This is a genomic window from Pseudomonas sp. 05L36, assembly GCF_056398125.1.
The window spans coordinates 1-16,796 of the sequence record NZ_JBFTOU010000040.1 but is presented as its reverse complement, the minus strand read 5'-3'; the positions used below and the strand labels follow the sequence as shown (position 1 = coordinate 16,796).

Genomic DNA, 16,796 nt, shown 5'->3' with positions numbered 1-16,796 from the left:
TGCGCCAAACCCGTGATCCCTTGGGAGAATAATAAGATGAGTACCCTGCACCGCATCGAAGCCAAACTGCTGGAAGACCGTTACGCCCGCGGCTGGCATTGCCTGGGCCTGGCCGCGCAATACCGCGACGGCAAGGCCCATCGCCTGGAGGTGTTCGGCACCCGTCTGGTGGCGTTCCAGGGTGAAGACGGCGAACTGCATATCCTCGATGGCTACTGCCCGCACATGGGTGCCGACCTGAGCACCGGTTGCGTTGAAGGCAACTCGATCCGCTGCCCGTTCCACGCCTGGCGCTGGGGCGCCGATGGCGTGTGCGATGACATCCCTTATGCCAAGCGCATTCCGCCGCGGGCCAGGATAAAGAGCTGGCCGATCATGGAAGAGAACCAGCTGCTGTTCGTCTGGAATGACCCCGAAGGCAATCCGCCGCTGCCGGAACAACGCATTCCGCGCATCGACGCCTGCTACAGCGACGAATGGGCGGCGTGGGAAGTCGCCGAATTGCAGATTGGCACCAACTGCCGCGAACTGATCGACAACATCGCCGACATGGCGCACTTCGGCACTGTGCACGGTGCGCCGGTCGAAGAGTTCATCAATATTTTCCAGGGCCACCTGGCCACCCAGATCATGCGCGCCCGCAGTGAGCGCCTGTCCGGCGACAGCGTGTTGACCACCGAAGCCACCTATTTCGGCCCGGCCTATCAGATCACCGAAATGAACGGCGCCATGAACGGCCAGCCGATCCATTCGATCCTGCTCAACTGCCACGTGCCGATCGACCTCGACAGCTTCACCCTGCGCTACGGCGTGCTGGTGAAGAAGATCCCGGGGCTCAGCGAAGAACAGAACCAGGCGATGGCCAAGGCCTACGTGGCGCAGGCGCAGGCAGCCTTCTACGAAGACGTGGCCATCTGGCACAGCAAGACCCGCGTCGACAACCCGCTGCTGTGTGACGGCGACGGTCCGGTCTATCAGTTGCGCCGTTGGTACGAGCAGTTCTACACCGACGTCGAGGCGCTGTCGGCCGACGTTGCCGAACACAAAAAGTTTGTCGTGCGGGCCGGCGAACGGGTCTGACATCAGCGGCTTTTCGCCCGCCCCGGGCCTGACCGGCAGCCGCCGGTCAGGCCCTGAGCCCGAGCGTTGCAAGGAGCCGATACCGGCGCTTATTCTCGGCCACCGCCAACGCTAATAATAAAAACGGTTTTTCCCCATGCAGCAGAGTCTCAGCCTCGATACGTTCAGTGATTTGCTCGGCAACCTCTATCAGGGGCCGTTGGAAACCATTCCCTGGGCGACTTTTCTCAATCAGCTCAATGTGCATCTGAACAGCAAGTACGTGACCTTCATCCTGCGTCCGCCCAGCGCTCACGTGGACGGCTTGATGGTCAACACCACCGGCACCTCGACCGAGGCGACCGCGTCGTACAACAAACACTTTTTCAGCCTCGATCCATTTGTCGACCTGCCCAACCGCCAGGTCGTGACCCTCGCCGAGTTCGTCTCCAACGACGACTGGCAGAATTCCGAGTTCTACAAGAACTTCCTTGAACCGGTGGACGTGTTCCACATCCTCGGTGCCGACATCAACACCGTCGACGGCGCCCAGTGCCGCATTCGCATCAGCCGCGGGCGTGACGACAAGCCTTTCGGCAATGAAGAAAAGGCCATGCTCACGCATTTCATTGCGCACCTGGAACGTTCGATCAAGATCCACATGCAGCTCAACCGCATCGAAGCCGAGCGCAACCTGTACGCCGGCGCGGTGAACCAGATGGCGGTCGGCACGATCATCCTCGACGAATCAGGTAAGGTGCTGCAGACCAACCAGGTCGCCGACCGGCTGATCCAGGAAAAGGACGGCATCAAACTGGTCAACGATGGCCTGCAGGTCGGTACGGCCCGGGACACCCAGGAGTTCCGCCGACTGGTCAAACAGTCGCTGCTGTCGCAAAAGAGCAGCAATCCGTCGGTGGTCGAAGCCCTGCGCGTGCAGCGGCCGTCCGGCAAAGCGGACCTGGGGATCATCGTACGCTCGGTGCCATTGACCGACTGGAGCGAAGGCAAACAGTGCCCGACCGTGGTGATTTTCATCAGCGACCCGGAGCAACAGTCCACCGCCCCGCAGGAAATCGTTCGCGCGCTGTTCGACTTCACCCCGGCGGAAACCCAGCTGGCGATGCTGCTGGCCAACGGTTTGACCCTCGACGAAGCGTCGGAAGAGCTGGGCATCAGCCGCAACACTTCGCGGGCCCACCTGCGCTCGACCTTTTCCAAGACCGGCGTGACCCGCCAGACCATGCTGGTGCGCCTGATCCTGCGCAGCGTGGCGACCCTTGGCTAGCCGTCATTGCCGCCCTCGTCCGCTCGGACGATGGCGGCCCCCGATGTACAGCGCACAGTGTCTTTATCCCAAACAGGGGACTGCCCCATGCGCAACTGCCCAACTATCCTCAAGACTGAACTGCTGGCGCAAAGCGGCCACTTTCAGATCGAAGCCCTGCACCTGCAATTCAGCAACGGCCAGCAGCGGGTCTACGAACGCCTGCGCGGCACCGGTTATCGCTCGGTGATGCTGGTGGCGATGCCCGATCCGCAGCATGTGTTGCTGGTGCGCGAATACGCGGTCGGTGTGGAAAAAACCATTCTCGGCCTGCCCAAGGGCGGCGCCGAGCCCGATGAAGACTATTTGCAGGCGGCGCAGCGCGAGCTGAGCGAAGAAGTCGGCATGCGTGCCGAACGCCTCACCGAACTGGGCGAACTGACACTGGCCCCAGGGCACTTGTGCCATCACTACCGGGTGGTACTGGCCGAACAACTGAGCCCTTGCCAACTGCAAGGCGACGAGCCCGAACCCCTGGAATGCCTGCGCGTACCCCTGGCGCAGATCCCCGAACTGGTGGCCCGCGGCGAACTCCACGAAGCCCGGGCGATTGCCGCACTGTTCATGGCCATGGGCGCCCTCGCCCGACGCACCTGACACCCATCAGTATCTGTGGGAGCGAGCTTGCTCGCGATGAGGCCGGCACAGCCAACACCCATGTCGCCTGACACACCGCCATCGCGAGCAAGCTCGCTCCCACAGTGATTTGGGTAGTTCGCAGATTTTGCATCCAGCCACTGAACCTGTGGGAGCGAGCTTGCTCGCGATGAGGCCGGCACAGCCAACATCCCTGTCGCCTGACACTCCGCCATCGCGAGCAAGCTCGCTCCCACAGGGACCTCACTGTTTCGACTTTACTGGCTAGTCCATTCGGACGAAGCCACTCGCGAGCTAGCGCCATAACCTGTCTCTACAACAATAAAACCGTGTCGAGACCCATCATGCGCAAAACTACTTGTGCTCTGTTCATCATCCTCTGTGCGGGTACTTCCACCAGCCTGTGCCAACTGTTCAAGAATGAAGCCTACCGACCGACCACGGCCTACTTCAGCTGTTCGAGCGCGGCCATCAACTGTTATCCGCCCGTGGTGCGCAATCTGCTGCCTTGAGCACGGTTTCCACCGGCCATAAAAAAACCACCGAATCATCGGTGGTTTTTTCGTTGCCGGAAAAATCAGGTCGGCAGTACACACCTGGCCCGCGACAGAGTCAACGCCAGGTCTTCAATCATGTCTTCCTGACCACCCACGGTTCCGCGCCGCCCCAACTCCACCAACAGCTCACGAGCAGCAATCCCGTACTTCTGCTCAGCCCGCTTGGCGAACAGCAGGAACGAACTGTAAACCCCGGCATAACCCAACGTCAGCGCATCGCGGTCGAGGCGGATCGGCTGATCCATCATCGGCACCACCAGGTCTTCGGCCACGTCCATGATCTTGTACAGGTCGACGCCGCTGTTGACACCCATGCGTTCCAGCACCGCGACGAACACTTCCAGCGGCGTATTGCCCGCCCCCGCGCCAAGGCCCGCCACCGAGCCATCGATGCGTGCAGCACCGGCCTCGATGGCGGCCAGGGAGTTGGCGATGGCCATGCCCATGTTGTGGTGGCCGTGGAATCCGACTTCGGTCCCGGCATTCAGCCCGGTACGCAGGGTCCCGATCTTTTGCGTCACTTCATCGGGCAGCATGTAGCCGGCCGAGTCGGTGCAGTAGATGCAGTTGGCGCCGTAGCTCTCCATCAGGCGCGCCTGCTCCAGCAGTTTCTCCGGGCTGACCATGTGCGCCATCATCAGGAAGCCAACGGTGTCCAGGCCCATCTTCGCCGACATGCCGATGTGCTGGCCGGACACGTCCGCTTCGGTGCAGTGGGTCGCCACGCGAATGGTCGACACGCCATGTTCGTGTGCCATCTTCAGATGGTCGAGAGTACCGATCCCCGGCAACAACAGGGCCGAGACCTTGGCCTGTTTCATTTGCGGGATCACCGCGGCGAAATACTCCTCGTCGCTGTGGGCCGGGAAACCGTAGTTCAGCGACGCACCGCCCAGGCCATCGCCGTGGGTGATTTCGATCAGCGGCACACCGGCCGCATCAAGGCCGGTGGCTACCGAGACCATTTGTTCGATGCTGATCTGGTGCTGTTTGGCGTGCATGCCGTCGCGCAGGCTCATGTCGTGCAGACGGACGCTCTTACCTTGCAAATTCATGGCGTTTCTCCACTCAACGGACAGGCAGTTGCAGGGTGCCCTTGTGGGCTTCTTCGGCGAACATCTCGGCCGTGCGCAATCCGGCGGCGGTCATGATGTCGAGGTTGCCGGCGGACTTGGGCAGGAAATCGCCGAGGCCTTCGACCTCGATGAAAATCGACACCTTGCGCCCGTCAAACACCGGCCCGTTGATCAGCTTGTAACCGGGCACATAGCGCTGCACTTCGCGGACCATCTCCAGCACCGAGGTGCGGATCGCGTCCTGGTTCGGCTCGTCATCGGTCAGGCAGTGGATGGTGTCGCGCATCATCAACGGCGGCTCGGCCGGGTTGATCACGATGATCGCCTTGCCGCGTCGGGCGCCGCCGATCTTCTCCACCGCACCGGCGGTGGTGCGGGTGAACTCGTCGATGTTCTGCCGCGTACCCGGGCCGACCGAACCGGAGGACACCGTCGCGACGATTTCGCCGTAGCTCACCGGTTGCACCCGCGACACCGCCGCCACCATGGGGATGGTCGCCTGGCCACCGCAGGTGACCATGTTGACGTTCATCGCCAGGCTCGACGCGTGCTCCTTGAGGTTGACCGGCGGCACGCAGAACGGGCCGATGGCCGCTGGCGTGAGGTCGATCATGATCACCCCCAGCTCGTTGAGCTTGCGGCTGTTTTCCGCGTGCACATAGGCCGAGGTGGCATCGAAGGCGATGCGAATGTCATCGTCGAGCACGTGGGGTAGCAAACCATCGACACCACCGGCGGTGGTTTTGATGCCCATTTCCCGAGCACGTTTCAGGCCCTCGGATTCTGGGTCGACGCCGACCATCCACACCGGCTCGATCCATTCCGATCGGCACATTTTCATCAGCAGATCGGTGCCGATGTTGCCCGGGCCGATAATGGCCGCTCTGAGTTTTTTGCTCATTGGGTCAAACTCCAAAAGTCAGGCGCAGAAAGACACCCGGGCACTGCCCAGGCCATCAATGGTCAGTTCAAAACGGTCGCCGGCACGGGCCGGTTCCAGCGGCACCAGCGAGCCGGACAGGATGATTTCCCCGGCCTTGAAGGGAATGCCGAAAGCGCCCAGGGTGTTGGCCAGCCAGGCCACGGCGGTCAGCGGGTTGCCCTGCACCGCCGAACCCAGGCCTTCGCTCAGGGGTAAACCATTCTTGAACACACGCATGCGCAAGTTGGGCAGGTCCAGTTCACGGGGATCGATCTGGCTGTCACCCAACACGAACACGCCGCAAGAGGCGTTGTCAGCGACGGTGTCCTGGATGCGGATGCGCCAGTCGTGAATCCGCGAGTCAACGATCTCGAAGCACGGCATCACGTATTCGGTGGCGGCCAGCACGTCGGCTTCGGTGATTCCGGGGCCGACCAGGTCATGTTTGAGCTTGAAGGCGATTTCGCCCTCGGCACGTGGCTGGATCAGTTTGTTGGCGGACAGGGAAATCCGGGCATCGTCATCGAACGACATCTGCCGCGTGATGAAGCCGAAATCCGGCTGATGCACGTTGAGCATCTGCTGGACCGCCGCCGAGGTCACGCCGATTTTCTTGCCGACAATCTGGTCACCGGCCGCCACCCGACGCTCAATGGCGTACAGGGAAATGTGATAGGCGTCTTCGATGTTGATCGACGGCCAACGCTCGGTCAGCGGCGCCAGGGTGGAGCCGCTGAGCAGCGCCTGATAAAGCTCTTCGCCGAACTCACGACGCAATTGCACGCTCATCCGCGGGCCTCCTGAAGAAACGCCAGGCACTGGCGGTTGAAAAAGTCACGGTGCTCGACCTGGACCCAATGCCCGCACTCGCTGAGCATCACGAAGCGGATTTTGCTGCAGTGCTCAAGCATGGTCTGGGCACCGGAGGACGGGCAGAACTTGTCGTTCATGCCCCAGAAACCGAGGATCGGGCACTGCAGTTCGCCCAGGCGCGACGTCATGTTCGGCACCTGCATGGTCGACAGCACGCACACCGGTTGCTGTTGCACCACGGCCACCCGCTCGTTGACCGTTTCGTCGCTGATCAGGTTTTCATCGAACAGTTGCAGGGCCAACAGGCGACGCATGCCCGCCGCGTCATTCAGCTCACCCTTGGCGAAAGCCGCACCCATTTTCTGGATGCCTTCCATCTGCAGGTAATACTGTTCCTTTTCCATCAGGCCACCGGGGGCCATCAGTGCCAGACGGCTGACACGCTGCGGTTGGTCGAGGGCCAGTTTGATCGCGATCGCGCCGCCCAGGGAGTTGCCGACCAGCACGCAGCGCTGGATGTCGAGGGCGTCGAGCAGACCGCTCAGCGCTGCGACAAAGAAGTCCAGGGTGTAGAGAGTGTCGGGTTTGTCCGAAGCGCCGTAGCCCGGAAGATCCGGGACGATCACCCGGTAACCGGCCTCGGCGAACACCGGGTAGTTCTGCTTGAAGTTGCTGTGACCGCTGGCACCCGGCCCGCTGCCATGGATGAAAATCACCGGCTCGCCATTGCCGACGTCACGATAGTGCAGCTGCAAACCATCCGGCAGCGTAACGAAGTGCCCTTGCGCTGAAGCGCCCATAAGGTGTCCTCCCGGCCTGTTGTTGTAGCCGGATTATTCCGACGGACCGGGTGATCAACATCGTCCGACAAGACTACGCCCCCCACCTGTAGGAGCGAGCTCGCTCGCGAAGGAGGCCAGGACAGCGCGGGGCATCAGGTTTTACGCGTTATCGTTGACGTCCATCGCGAGCAAGCTCGCTCCTACACCGTTCCTAGTCTCATCGGACGTTGGATTACAGGGACCACAGACCTAGCATCGACGGCATTCCCGAGCGACAAAAAGAGAATTCCCATGCTTGATCCAATGGACTTTCACGGCAAAGTGGTACTGGTCACCGGCGGTGGCAAAGGTGTGGGGCGCGGCATCAGCCAGTGCTTCCTCGACTGCGGCGCCGAGGTGGTGATCTGCGGTCGCGAAGCCCCGCCAACCCTGCCGGCCAGCACCGGGCGCGAGGCGCTGTTCCTGTCCTGCGACCTGCGCGATGTCGAGCAATCCGGGCGCTTGATCGCACAAATCGTCGAGCGCTTCGGGCGCCTCGATGTGCTGGTCAACAACGCCGGAGGGTCACCGAATGCCGACGCCGCGACAGCCTCGCCGCGTTTCAGCGAGGCTATCATCCGATTGAACCTGATTGCACCGCTGAACCTGTGCCAGCAGGCCAACCAGGTGATGCAGGCCCAGACCGACGGCGGTGCGATCATCAACATCTGCAGTGTCAGCGCCACCCGCCCTTCCCCCGGCACCGCCGCTTATGGCGCGGCCAAGGCCGGTCTGCTGAACCTGACCACTTCGCTGGCGGTGGAATGGGCGCCGAAGGTGCGGGTCAACGCCGTGACCGCCGGGCTGATTCTCACCGAGCAGTCGGCCATGCATTATGGTGACGACGCGGGCATTGCCCGGGTGGCGGCGACCATTCCGTTGCAACGCCTGGCAACTCCGGAAGACATTGGCGACACCTGTCTGTACCTGGCCTCGAAGCTGGCCCGTTATGTCAGCGGCGCGGACATCGCGGTGCATGGCGCAGGTGAACGCCCGGCGTTTCTCGACGCGGCCCAATCCCATTCATAAGAGGAGCTCCGACATGCCCGCGATTGCCAGTCACAGTGTACGGCTTGACCTGTCCCCACAAGCGGCATGGACCAAACTGCGCGACCTGAGCCTCGCCCCGCACTATGTGCCGGGCCTGACCGGTTGCCAGTTTCATCCAGGCGCAACGGAAGGCCTCGGCGCCAGTCGCCGGGTGTTGCGCAAGGGCGGTCAGTATCTGGATGAAAGCGTGGTGCAGTGGCAGGAAGGCAAGGGGTTCGTGTTGCGGCTGCACAAGGGCGGCAATGACTCGCCCTTTCCGTTTCGCCAGGCGAGCTTCAGTTATGCCTTGCAAGCCGAAGGCGACGCGACCCGCATCACCCTGCAAATGAGATACAGCCTGCGCGGTGGCAGGCTGATGGAATTATTTTTGGGAAAAGCCTTCAACAAAGTTGTGCGGCAGATTGCCGAGAACCTCAAGGCCTACTACGAAACCGGCCGGACGCAGAATCCGGATATGGCTGTAAGCATATCCAATATCAATGTTGCCTGACACGCCGCCTTCGCGAGCAAGCCCGCTCCCACAGGGGATTGGGGATACTCGCAATGCCGGCGTCACCACAAAAAACTGTGGGAGCGAGCTTGCTCGCGAAGGGGACGGCACATTCAACATTGATGTTGCCTGACATGCCGTCATCGCGAGCAGGCTCGCTCCCACAGGGGCCAGCTCTTGAGTGAGCCGTCTTCAGGAACGCGCCACTTCCGAGTGAGCGGTAAAACGGGTGGCGACGATCTTCCATTGGCCGGCAATACGCTGGTAACGGTCCTGATAGAACCCACCCAACTGCCGCGTCGCCCCGCTCTCGCCATCCAGGTTGAAATACCACAGGGCCCAACGGCCCTGGGCCTGATCCTCGCTCAGCACCTCGATTTCCGGGTTGGCGCCATGATGCAGGTCGATCACCCGCTCATGGCAAGCCAGTTCGCGGTACAGCGCGACAAAACTGTCGCGCTCACGGAAGATCCCCAACAGACCGTAATCGATCAGCACTTCACCTTCGGCAAAGCAGTCGGCAATCACCTCGACCTGCTTGAGGTCGCAGGCGTTGAGGTAGCGATGCTTGAGCTGGCGGATATCCTCCAGCGCTTCCAGACGGGCGATCCGCTGCTCCAGGTTCATGCTGCACCTCGCGCGGTCACGTTAACCTCACTCCAGAAGGCTTTCATCGAGCGGACCTTGCCGTCGGCATCGAACTCCATCACGTCGATCACATGCAGCGAGCACGATTGCCCGCCCCACTCCATGTCGACCCGGAACGGCATCGCGCCGCAACCGTTGAGTGTCGCGCGCACCGGGCCGGTCTGGGTTGCGGAGACTTTCATCGCCCCCAGTCCTTCACGGTAAAAGCGCGCGATGGCGTCGATGCCCTGCAACGGCGCGTGACCGACCGGGTCTTCAACGGTGGCGTCCTTGGCGTAGAGCGCGAGGATGCCGTCGATGTCGCCGGCATCCACCAGCTCCACGTAGCGGGCCATGGTCGCCTGAATCTGTTGTGCGCTGATCATTCAGACCACCTCGAACAGAGCAGCAGCGCCCATGCCGCCACCGATGCACATGCTCACCACCACGTAACGCAAACCGCGACGCTGGCCTTCGACCAACGCGTGGCCGACCATCCGCGCACCGGACATGCCGAACGGATGGCCGATGGAGATCGCCCCGCCGTTGACGTTCAACCGTTCAGCCGGAATGCCCAGGGTGTCGCGGCAGTACAGCACCTGACAGGCGAACGCTTCGTTCAACTCCCACAGGCCGATGTGGTCCATGCTCAGGCCGTGGCGCTTGAGCAGCTTGGGAATGGCGTAAATCGGGCCGATGCCCATCTCGTCGGAATTGCAGCCGGCGACGGCCATGCCGCGATAGATCCCCAGCGGTTCCAGGCCACGTTTCTCGGCCATTTTCGCGCTCATCAACACCGAAGCCGACGCGCCGTCGGACAACTGCGAGGCATTGCCGGCGGTGATGAAACGACCCTTTTCGCTCCACTGACCGCCCGGCCACACCGGCTCCAGCGCATTCAAGCTCTGGAGAGTGGTGTCGACGCGGTTGCACTCATCGCGCAGCAAAGTGACGGATTCATAGCGGGTTTCGCCCGTGGCTTTGTCGACGATCATCTGGCGGCTGGCCAGCGGCGCGAGCTCGCGGTCGAAGCGCCCGGCGCTCTGGGCCTGTGCGGTACGCAGCTGGCTCTGGTAGCTGTATTCGTCCTGCTCGTCGCGGGAGATGCCATAGCGCGCGGAGACGATCTCGGCGGTTTCGATCATCGGGATATAGGCGTGCGGGTCCAGCTCGATCACCGAAGCCGACTGGTTGCGAAAGAGGTTCTTGTGCTTGTTCTGCACCAGGGAAATCGACTCCAGGCCACCGGCCACGGCGATGTCGATTTCGTCGCACATGATGCCTTTGGCGGCCATGGCGATACTCATCAGGCCCGACGAGCACTGGCGCTCGACGGCCATCCCGGCAACCGATGCCGGCAAGCCACCGGCAATTGCGCACAGGCGCCCAAGGTTATAGGACTGCGTACCCTGCTGCGCGGCGGCGCCGATGATCACGTCGTCCACTTCACCCGGCTCGATGCCGGCACGGCGCACGGCTTCGCGCACCACATGGCCGCCCAGTTGCGGCGCTTCGGTGTCATTGAACGCACCGCGAAAGGCTTTGCCGATCGGAGTACGGGCGGTCGATACGATGACGGCTTCTTTCATGCTGGATTCCTCGAAAATGCTGTTGAAGGTCAGGCCGGGTAATAGCGGCTGATGGTGTCGACCACGACGCCTGGACGTTCCTCGCCGTCGATCTCGACGCTGACGCGGACGGTCGCCTGCACACCGCCCTTCACTTCCTCGACCGCGATCAGTTGTGCACTGCCGCGCACCCGCGAGCCGACGCGCACCGCCGAGGGGAAGCGCACCCGCTCGCAGCCATAGTTGACGCCCATGGCCAGGCCACGGACTTCGACGATCTGCGGCAAGAACAGATTGACCAGCGACAGGCTCAGGTAACCATGGGCAATGCAGGTGCCAAACGGGCCGCTGGCGGCCTTGAGCGGATCGACGTGAATCCACTGGTGATCGCCAGTGGCGTCGGCGAACCGGTCGATGCGGTCCTGCTCAAGCAGCAGCCAGTCGCTGACGCCGAGTGATTCGCCCACGGCGTCGAACAAGGCCATCGGCGTGTCGAAAATACGTGGCATGGTCACGCCCTCTGGCTGGACACCGACAACACTTCGCCGGTCATGTAGGAGCTGTAGTCGCTGGCCAGGAACATCATCACGTTGGCCACTTCCCAGACTTCGGCGGCGCGGCCGAACGCTTCGTTGGCGGCCAGTTGATCGAGCACTGCCTGGGGCGCAGATTTGCGCAGGAAATCGTGCAGGGCAATGCTCGGGCTGACCGCGTTGATGCGGATGCCGTAGTCGGCCGCCTCGACCGCTGCGCAGCGGGTCAGCGCCATGACCCCGGCCTTGGCGGCGGCGTAGTGCGCCTGTTCTTTCTGCGCGCGCCAACCCAGCACCGAGGCGTTGTTGACGATCACCCCGGCACGCCGCTCCATCATTTTCGGCAGCATGGCGCGGGTCATGCGCATGGTGCCGGTGAGCGTCACGTCGATGACCCGATTCCACTCTTCGTCGGCCATGTCCACCAGCAACCGCGAGCCGCCGAGGCCCGCGTTGTTGATCAGCACATCGACGCCTTGCAGGTCACGCTCGGCGCAGGCGATCAGCTGTTGCACCTGAGCTTCGTCGGCGACGTTGCAGACCTGGCCGAAGACCTGTTGCAGCCCGGTGGTTTCGCGGATCTTCAGCACCGCTTCGGCCAACCGGCCTTCATGGATATCGCTGATCATCAACGCACGGCAGCCTTCTTCGGCGGCACGCACGGCGGCGGAAAAACCGATCCCGGCACCGGCGGCGGCGGTGATCAGTACCGACTTGCCGCGCAGCAGGCCGCGACCTTCAACATATTGAGGTACAGACATGAACTCTCTCCTTTCAGGCGCGCGGACGCGGCTCTTTGGGCATGCCCAAGGCACGCTCGGCGATGATGTTGCGCTGGATTTCGTTGCTGCCGCCGTACAGGGTGTCGGCGCGGCTGAACAGGTACAGCGACTGCAAGCAGGTCAGTTGATAAGGCCCGGCTTCGAGCAATTCCGCTTCGGCGCCAAGGACGTCCATCGCCAACTTGCCGAGGCTGGCGTGCCAGGTTGACCAGAACAGTTTGTAGATGGTCGCCTCTTTGCGCAGCGATCCGTCCTGGCTACCCGAGAGCATGCGCAGCGAGTTGTAGCGCATGATCCGCAACCCGCTCCAGGCCTCAGCCAGGCGCTGACGCAGGATAGGATCGCGGTCGGCGCCATTGGACTTGGCGATGGCGATGATTTCATTGAGTTCGTTCTGAAACTGCATCTGCTGGCCGAGGGTCGAGACACCGCGCTCGAAACCCAGCAGCGCCATGGCAATCTTCCAGCCTTCGCCCGGCGCGCCGATGATGTTGGTGGCGTCGGTTCGGGCATCGTCGAAGAACACTTCATTGAATTCCGAGGTGCCGGTCAGTTGCTCGATCGGTCGTACGGTGATTTCCGTCTGGGCCATCGGCACCAGCAGGAACGACAGACCGCGATGGCCGACGCTGCCCGGTTCGGTGCGGGCGATGACAAAACACCAGTCCGACTCGTGGGCCAGGGAGGTCCAGACTTTTTGCCCGTTGATCAGCCATTGGCCGGTCGCTTCATCCAGCGTTGCGCGGGTCTTGACATTGGCCAGGTCGGAACCGGCGCCCGGCTCTGAATAGCCCTGGCACCAGAACGACGTACCGCTGACGATCCCAGGCAAAAAGCGCTGTTGCTGTTCGACCGTGCCGAACGCGGCGATGGTCGGCCCGGCCAGCCCTTCGCCGATATGGCCCATGCGGCCGGGGCCGCCGGAGCGGGCGTACTCTTCGTTGAAAATCACCTGCTGGGTGATCGACAATCCGCGCCCGCCATGCTCCGGCGCCCAGCCGACACAGGTCCAGCCGCCTTCGGCGAGTTTGCGTTCCCAGACTTTGCGCTCTTCGGGAAACATATGCTCATCGCCCGGGCCGCCGCGAAAACGCAGGTCCTCGAACTCACCGCAGAGGTTGGCGCGCATCCAGTCGGCGACTTCCCGACGGAAGCGTTCGTCCTGCTCGCTGAAACTGATTTTCATGGCTGCTCTCCCAGAATCACCGCGGCAATCCGCTCGCGATGCCAGGCCGGTAGCCCGAGGAAACTCTCGCTGGCGCGGGCGCGCTTGAAGTAGAGGTGCGGGTCGTATTCCCAGGTGAAACCGACGCCACCGTGCAACTGGATCGATTCGGACGCGCAATGGAAATAGGTTTCCGAGCACTGCGCCTTGGCCAGCGCCGCCGCCAGCGGTAGTTCGGCCGCGACCTGCGGATTACCCTGCGGGTCGAGGACTTCCTGGGCCACGCACGCGGCGTAGTAACTGGCCGATCGCGCGCATTCGACTTGCAGCATCATGTCGGCGGCGCGGTGTTTGAGGGCCTGGAAACTGGCAATCGGGCGACCGAACTGTTGGCGCTCCTGCATGTAGGCCACGCTGAGGTCGAGCACCTGCTGCGCGCCGCCGGTCTGCTCGGCAGCCAAGCCGATGCAGGCCAGTTGCAGGACTCGCTCAAGGTGCGACCAGCCGTTGCCGAATTCACCCAGCAGGCAGTCGGCTTCAAGGTACAGGCCCTTGAGCTGGATCCGCGCCTGGCGGCGGGTCTGGTCCATGGTCGGCAGCATCTGCCGTTCGATGCCTGCGCGTACGGCGCTCACGGCAAACAGGCTGATGCCCTTTTCGCCAGTGGTTCCGGGTTGTCGTGCGGCAATGATCAACAGGTCGGCGCCATGGCCGTCGAGCACATACTTGAGGGTGCCGTCGAGGACGAACCCGTCGCCTTCGGCCACCACCGTTGCCTGAACGACGTCGGCCGACCAGCCATTGGCACTGCTGAACGCCAGCGTTGCGGTCACGCTGCCGTCGGCAATCGACGGCAACCAGCACTGCTTCTGTTCATCATTGGCGGCCAGCAACAGCGCGGGCGTGGCCATGCAGGCGGTGGCGAAAAACGGCGAGCACAGCAAGCGCCGGCCCATCTGTTCCAGCAGGATTGCCAGCTCGACAAAGCCCAGGCCGAGGCCGCCATAGGTTTCGGGGATGTGAATCGCTGGCCAGTACATTTCCTGGCACAGACGCTGCCAGAGGGCTTCGTCAAAACCCCGTTCACTGACCATAGCCGCGCGCACGGCGGCAGAATCCGAGACATCGGCGAGGAAGCCCTCGGCCGATGCGCGGATCATTTCCTGTTCGTCGCTGAATGCAAACTCCATCGCGGCGCCTTCTGCTCGTTTGGCGGGGCGCGCGTGGCGCAACACCCCTTTGAGCATGAAGTTTGGCGCCGGCCGGACGCGACAGAATCGTTAGCCCTGCCTAGTCCGAACGGGTGATGTGCTGGCGTGTGTGTTCGGCCGGGAAGCCGATCAGCGGCAGTCTCCGCCCATGCGCACCAGCAACGCTGAACGGTCCGGTTTCAGGTACGGGTTGATTTCACCGACCTGGCACGACGCAAGGTTCTGCAGTTCCGGTGCGAGGGGTTCTTGCACAAACAGCAGCCCAGCCGGACGCGACTCGGACTGCAACTGCGCCACTGTCAGCGGCGCCACCGGCCGGCCCATGTAATAGACCAGACGGATATCCGGCTCACCGAGGGTATAGGCCTTCTGCCCCGGCTGCCCGTCGGCCAGCGTGGCCACCTGCTCAAGACCGCCAACCCGGTGCGACAGCACCCGCGCTTCGACGAACATGTAGAACACCACGAACCCGGCCAGCATCACGTAGGGCACAACGGCCAGGACCGTGCGCCAGCGCCCCTTCAGGTCCTCGAGCAACGCCGACCAGTGCATTGCCAGCAGCAATGCCATCGACGGATAAACCGGCAACAGGTATTTGCCATGCTTTTCGGTGAACAGGGAAAAAACCAGCAGCGGCAACAGGCTGCAAATCAGCAACATGCCCGCCTCGCGGCGCGCGCGGATCATTGCCCAGAACTTGCGCGGCTGTACGAACACGATCAGCCAGAACGGGAAGAAATCCCCGGCCAGGTACAGCAGGTACGCGTACCAGGCTTCGGCGCCCTGTCCGTCGATCTTCTTCACGATGTCTTCGCTGATGATCGAGGCCCAGATGCCCCAGCCCTGACTCACCGACACCGCCAAGTACCAGGAACTGCCCAGCACCACGGCAATCAGCCAGCCCCAACCGTCGCACAGGTAAGCCTTGGCCCGGGCATCACGGTAGATCAGCGCATAAGCCAGAATCGGTGCCGTCACCCACAACAGGCAAACGGGGCCTTTGGTCAGCAGCGCGCAGCCCAGCAGCACGTAGCTGAGCCGACTCCACAAGACCCGGCCTTGCAGGAAAATGAACTGCCAGGCTGCCAACAGCGCACCGAAGCACAGCAGGGTCAACAGCATCTCGATTTCCGAGCGCCGTGCGAACAGGCTGAAGGCACCGTTCGCGGCCAGGAACACCACAGCGAACAGACCGACCTGTCGCCCCGCCTGCCGAACGCCGTACAGATAAGTGCCAACACAGCACAAGGCGGCGGCCAACGCCGAAGGCAGGCGCACGCTCCACTCGGACAAGCTGCCCAGCACCGCCGTTGAAACCAGGCCGGCCCAATAGAAAAACGGCGGCTTGGACAAGTACAAGTCGCCGTTCATATAAGGCAGCAGCCAGCTGCCTGCCTCACGCATTTCGCGCACGGTGACGGCGCGGCGGGCCTCGTTGACACTGAGGAACGGCACGCTGCCCAGTCCCCAGAAAAACAGCAACGCAATCGCGATAGTCACGAGCAACGTAATATTTCGGGTCGATAACGATCCGCGCATGACCTACTCCTTTAGGTGTTTGCTTTTTTTGATCAATTGCAGGTTGCGAAAGTAGACGATGGAGCCAAAGGCCTGGCCGGCGATGAACACCGGGTCTTCACGGTAAATGGCATAGGCGAGCAGCAAGGTGCTGCCGACGATGCTCAGGTACCAGAAGCTCACCGGGATCACACTGCGTTTCTTGTACTCGCTGTACAGCCACTGCAGGACAAACCGCCCGGTAAAGGCGATCTGGCCGGCAAAACCGACGATCAGCCACAAGGCTTCGCGGGAGAGATTCATCCTTCAATCTCCTGGGCAATGGTGTTCAACCGCGTGCGTTTGATCAGCCACCAGACACCGAACAAATCGAGAATGCCGACCAGCGCGCGGTCGATGTTGCCGTATTTCGACACCCCGGCCGTGCGTGGCCGGTGGTTGACCGGGTGCACGATCATGCGGCCGTTATGGCGCTGGATCAGCGCCGGAATATAGCGATGCATGTGGTCGAAGTACGGCAGGCGCAAGAATGCCGCGCGCTCGATCAGCTTCAGGCCGCAACCGGTGTCCGGGGTGGCGTCCTTGAGCAGGCGGCGGCGCAGGTTGTTGGCGAAACGCGAGGCGTAGCGCTTGCTCGCCGTATCACGGCGATTGACCCGATGCCCGGCGACCAGTTGCAC

At 62.5% G+C, this 16,796-nt stretch carries 20 protein-coding genes; 6 read left to right on the top strand and 14 right to left on the bottom strand.

What is annotated here, in order from left to right; all coding sequences use genetic code 11:
- Positions 1-36 precede the first annotated feature (36 nt).
- The 4 genes from AC1DKH_RS28020 (at position 37) to AC1DKH_RS28005 (ending at position 3,495) form a co-directional block, all read left to right on the top strand.
- Positions 37-1,080: a 3-ketosteroid-9-alpha-monooxygenase, oxygenase component gene (locus tag AC1DKH_RS28020; protein WP_477799959.1), complete on the top strand. Its 1,044-nt coding sequence runs from the start codon at positions 37-39 to the stop codon at positions 1,078-1,080.
- Between the two features lie 136 nt (positions 1,081-1,216).
- Entirely contained in the window at positions 1,217-2,347 is a 1,131-nt protein-coding gene (locus tag AC1DKH_RS28015; RefSeq protein WP_223463218.1) for a helix-turn-helix transcriptional regulator, read from the top strand.
- An 87-nt stretch (positions 2,348-2,434) separates the two neighbouring features.
- The gene (nudE, locus tag AC1DKH_RS28010; protein WP_477799958.1) at positions 2,435-2,983 is read left to right on the top strand and encodes an ADP compounds hydrolase NudE; all 549 of its coding nucleotides are present in this window, start codon (positions 2,435-2,437) and stop codon (positions 2,981-2,983) included.
- Positions 2,984-3,327: 344 nt separating this feature from the next.
- A complete protein-coding gene (locus AC1DKH_RS28005; RefSeq protein WP_007986291.1) occupies positions 3,328-3,495 on the top strand; it encodes a hypothetical protein in 168 nt (55 codons plus the stop codon).
- 65 nt (positions 3,496-3,560) lie between these two features.
- On the opposite strand, the gene dmpG is transcribed toward AC1DKH_RS28005, so the two are convergent.
- The 4 genes from dmpG to AC1DKH_RS27985 are packed head-to-tail and all read right to left on the bottom strand — an operon-like array spanning position 3,561 to position 7,151.
- Positions 3,561-4,595 carry a 4-hydroxy-2-oxovalerate aldolase gene (gene dmpG, locus AC1DKH_RS28000; RefSeq protein WP_477799957.1) on the bottom strand — a complete coding sequence of 345 codons (1,035 nt, stop codon included), beginning with the start codon at positions 4,593-4,595 and terminating at the stop codon, positions 3,561-3,563.
- Between the two features lie 13 nt (positions 4,596-4,608).
- Positions 4,609-5,517 (bottom strand): acetaldehyde dehydrogenase (acetylating), encoded by a 909-nt coding sequence (locus tag AC1DKH_RS27995; RefSeq protein WP_477799956.1) that lies wholly within the window; start codon positions 5,515-5,517, stop codon positions 4,609-4,611.
- A gap of 18 nt (positions 5,518-5,535) precedes the next feature.
- Complete coding sequence (locus AC1DKH_RS27990; RefSeq protein ID WP_477799955.1) at positions 5,536-6,327, bottom strand: fumarylacetoacetate hydrolase family protein; 792 nt, start codon at positions 6,325-6,327, stop codon at positions 5,536-5,538.
- A complete protein-coding gene (locus AC1DKH_RS27985; RefSeq protein WP_477799954.1) occupies positions 6,324-7,151 on the bottom strand; it encodes an alpha/beta fold hydrolase in 828 nt (275 codons plus the stop codon). Before AC1DKH_RS27985 ends, AC1DKH_RS27990 begins: the two co-directional genes overlap by 4 nt.
- Positions 7,152-7,424: 273 nt before the next feature.
- Here AC1DKH_RS27985 and AC1DKH_RS27980 point away from each other — a divergent pair, with 273 nt between their 5' ends.
- Together AC1DKH_RS27980 and AC1DKH_RS27975 are read left to right on the top strand one after the other, a co-directional pair.
- A complete protein-coding gene (locus AC1DKH_RS27980) occupies positions 7,425-8,201 on the top strand; it encodes an SDR family oxidoreductase (protein ID WP_477799953.1) in 777 nt (258 codons plus the stop codon).
- A gap of 13 nt (positions 8,202-8,214) precedes the next feature.
- Positions 8,215-8,712: an SRPBCC family protein gene (locus AC1DKH_RS27975; protein ID WP_477799952.1), complete on the top strand. Its 498-nt coding sequence runs from the start codon at positions 8,215-8,217 to the stop codon at positions 8,710-8,712.
- A gap of 192 nt (positions 8,713-8,904) precedes the next feature.
- On the opposite strand, the gene AC1DKH_RS27970 is transcribed toward AC1DKH_RS27975, so the two are convergent.
- The 10 genes from AC1DKH_RS27970 to AC1DKH_RS27925 form a co-directional block, all read right to left on the bottom strand.
- Positions 8,905-9,339, bottom strand: a complete 435-nt coding sequence (locus AC1DKH_RS27970; RefSeq protein ID WP_477799951.1) for a nuclear transport factor 2 family protein — start codon at positions 9,337-9,339, stop codon at positions 8,905-8,907.
- Positions 9,336-9,725 (bottom strand): nuclear transport factor 2 family protein, encoded by a 390-nt coding sequence (locus tag AC1DKH_RS27965; RefSeq protein WP_477799950.1) that lies wholly within the window; start codon positions 9,723-9,725, stop codon positions 9,336-9,338. The genes AC1DKH_RS27970 and AC1DKH_RS27965 overlap by 4 nt, the downstream gene beginning before the upstream one ends.
- Positions 9,726-10,928, bottom strand: a complete 1,203-nt coding sequence (locus AC1DKH_RS27960) for an acetyl-CoA C-acyltransferase (protein ID WP_477799949.1) — start codon at positions 10,926-10,928, stop codon at positions 9,726-9,728.
- A 29-nt stretch (positions 10,929-10,957) separates the two neighbouring features.
- A complete protein-coding gene (locus AC1DKH_RS27955) occupies positions 10,958-11,416 on the bottom strand; it encodes a MaoC family dehydratase (RefSeq protein WP_477799948.1) in 459 nt (152 codons plus the stop codon).
- Between the two features lie 2 nt (positions 11,417-11,418).
- The gene (locus AC1DKH_RS27950; RefSeq protein ID WP_046042769.1) at positions 11,419-12,201 is read right to left on the bottom strand and encodes an SDR family oxidoreductase; all 783 of its coding nucleotides are present in this window, start codon (positions 12,199-12,201) and stop codon (positions 11,419-11,421) included.
- Between the two features lie 13 nt (positions 12,202-12,214).
- Positions 12,215-13,408 (bottom strand): acyl-CoA dehydrogenase family protein, encoded by a 1,194-nt coding sequence (locus AC1DKH_RS27945; RefSeq protein WP_477799947.1) that lies wholly within the window; start codon positions 13,406-13,408, stop codon positions 12,215-12,217.
- On the bottom strand, positions 13,405-14,577 hold the full coding sequence (locus AC1DKH_RS27940; protein ID WP_477799946.1) for an acyl-CoA dehydrogenase family protein: 1,173 nt from the start codon (positions 14,575-14,577) through the stop codon (positions 13,405-13,407). Before AC1DKH_RS27940 ends, AC1DKH_RS27945 begins: the two co-directional genes overlap by 4 nt.
- A 150-nt stretch (positions 14,578-14,727) precedes the next feature.
- The gene (locus tag AC1DKH_RS27935; RefSeq protein WP_477799945.1) at positions 14,728-16,137 is read right to left on the bottom strand and encodes an ArnT family glycosyltransferase; all 1,410 of its coding nucleotides are present in this window, start codon (positions 16,135-16,137) and stop codon (positions 14,728-14,730) included.
- A gap of 3 nt (positions 16,138-16,140) precedes the next feature.
- The gene (locus AC1DKH_RS27930) at positions 16,141-16,419 is read right to left on the bottom strand and encodes a lipid-A-disaccharide synthase N-terminal domain-containing protein (RefSeq protein ID WP_223462623.1); all 279 of its coding nucleotides are present in this window, start codon (positions 16,417-16,419) and stop codon (positions 16,141-16,143) included.
- Positions 16,416-16,796: glycosyltransferase family protein (locus tag AC1DKH_RS27925; protein WP_477799944.1), on the bottom strand; the 381-nt coding region annotated here is incomplete at its 5' end. The genes AC1DKH_RS27925 and AC1DKH_RS27930, both read right to left, overlap by 4 nt.

Bases quoted from the DNA above. Each gene is read 5' to 3' on its own strand.
- AC1DKH_RS27995 (WP_477799956.1), bottom strand. From the start codon at position 5,517: ATGAGCAAAAAACTCAGAGCGGCCATTATCGGCCCGGGCAACATCGGC.
- AC1DKH_RS27980 (WP_477799953.1), top strand. From the start codon at position 7,425: ATGCTTGATCCAATGGACTTTCACGGCAAAGTGGTACTGGTCACCGGC.
- nudE (WP_477799958.1), top strand. From the start codon at position 2,435: ATGCGCAACTGCCCAACTATCCTCAAGACTGAACTGCTGGCGCAAAGC.
- AC1DKH_RS27950 (WP_046042769.1), bottom strand. From the start codon at position 12,201: ATGTCTGTACCTCAATATGTTGAAGGTCGCGGCCTGCTGCGCGGCAAG.
- AC1DKH_RS27955 (WP_477799948.1), bottom strand. From the start codon at position 11,416: ATGCCACGTATTTTCGACACGCCGATGGCCTTGTTCGACGCCGTGGGC.
- AC1DKH_RS27930 (WP_223462623.1), bottom strand. From the start codon at position 16,419: ATGAATCTCTCCCGCGAAGCCTTGTGGCTGATCGTCGGTTTTGCCGGC.
- AC1DKH_RS27940 (WP_477799946.1), bottom strand. From the start codon at position 14,577: ATGGAGTTTGCATTCAGCGACGAACAGGAAATGATCCGCGCATCGGCC.
- AC1DKH_RS27985 (WP_477799954.1), bottom strand. From the start codon at position 7,151: ATGGGCGCTTCAGCGCAAGGGCACTTCGTTACGCTGCCGGATGGTTTG.
- AC1DKH_RS27960 (WP_477799949.1), bottom strand. From the start codon at position 10,928: ATGAAAGAAGCCGTCATCGTATCGACCGCCCGTACTCCGATCGGCAAA.
- AC1DKH_RS27945 (WP_477799947.1), bottom strand. From the start codon at position 13,408: ATGAAAATCAGTTTCAGCGAGCAGGACGAACGCTTCCGTCGGGAAGTC.
- AC1DKH_RS27975 (WP_477799952.1), top strand. From the start codon at position 8,215: ATGCCCGCGATTGCCAGTCACAGTGTACGGCTTGACCTGTCCCCACAA.
- AC1DKH_RS28020 (WP_477799959.1), top strand. From the start codon at position 37: ATGAGTACCCTGCACCGCATCGAAGCCAAACTGCTGGAAGACCGTTAC.
- AC1DKH_RS28005 (WP_007986291.1), top strand. From the start codon at position 3,328: ATGCGCAAAACTACTTGTGCTCTGTTCATCATCCTCTGTGCGGGTACT.
- dmpG (WP_477799957.1), bottom strand. From the start codon at position 4,595: ATGAATTTGCAAGGTAAGAGCGTCCGTCTGCACGACATGAGCCTGCGC.
- AC1DKH_RS27970 (WP_477799951.1), bottom strand. From the start codon at position 9,339: ATGAACCTGGAGCAGCGGATCGCCCGTCTGGAAGCGCTGGAGGATATC.
- AC1DKH_RS27935 (WP_477799945.1), bottom strand. From the start codon at position 16,137: ATGCGCGGATCGTTATCGACCCGAAATATTACGTTGCTCGTGACTATC.
- AC1DKH_RS27990 (WP_477799955.1), bottom strand. From the start codon at position 6,327: ATGAGCGTGCAATTGCGTCGTGAGTTCGGCGAAGAGCTTTATCAGGCG.
- AC1DKH_RS27965 (WP_477799950.1), bottom strand. From the start codon at position 9,725: ATGATCAGCGCACAACAGATTCAGGCGACCATGGCCCGCTACGTGGAG.
- AC1DKH_RS28015 (WP_223463218.1), top strand. From the start codon at position 1,217: ATGCAGCAGAGTCTCAGCCTCGATACGTTCAGTGATTTGCTCGGCAAC.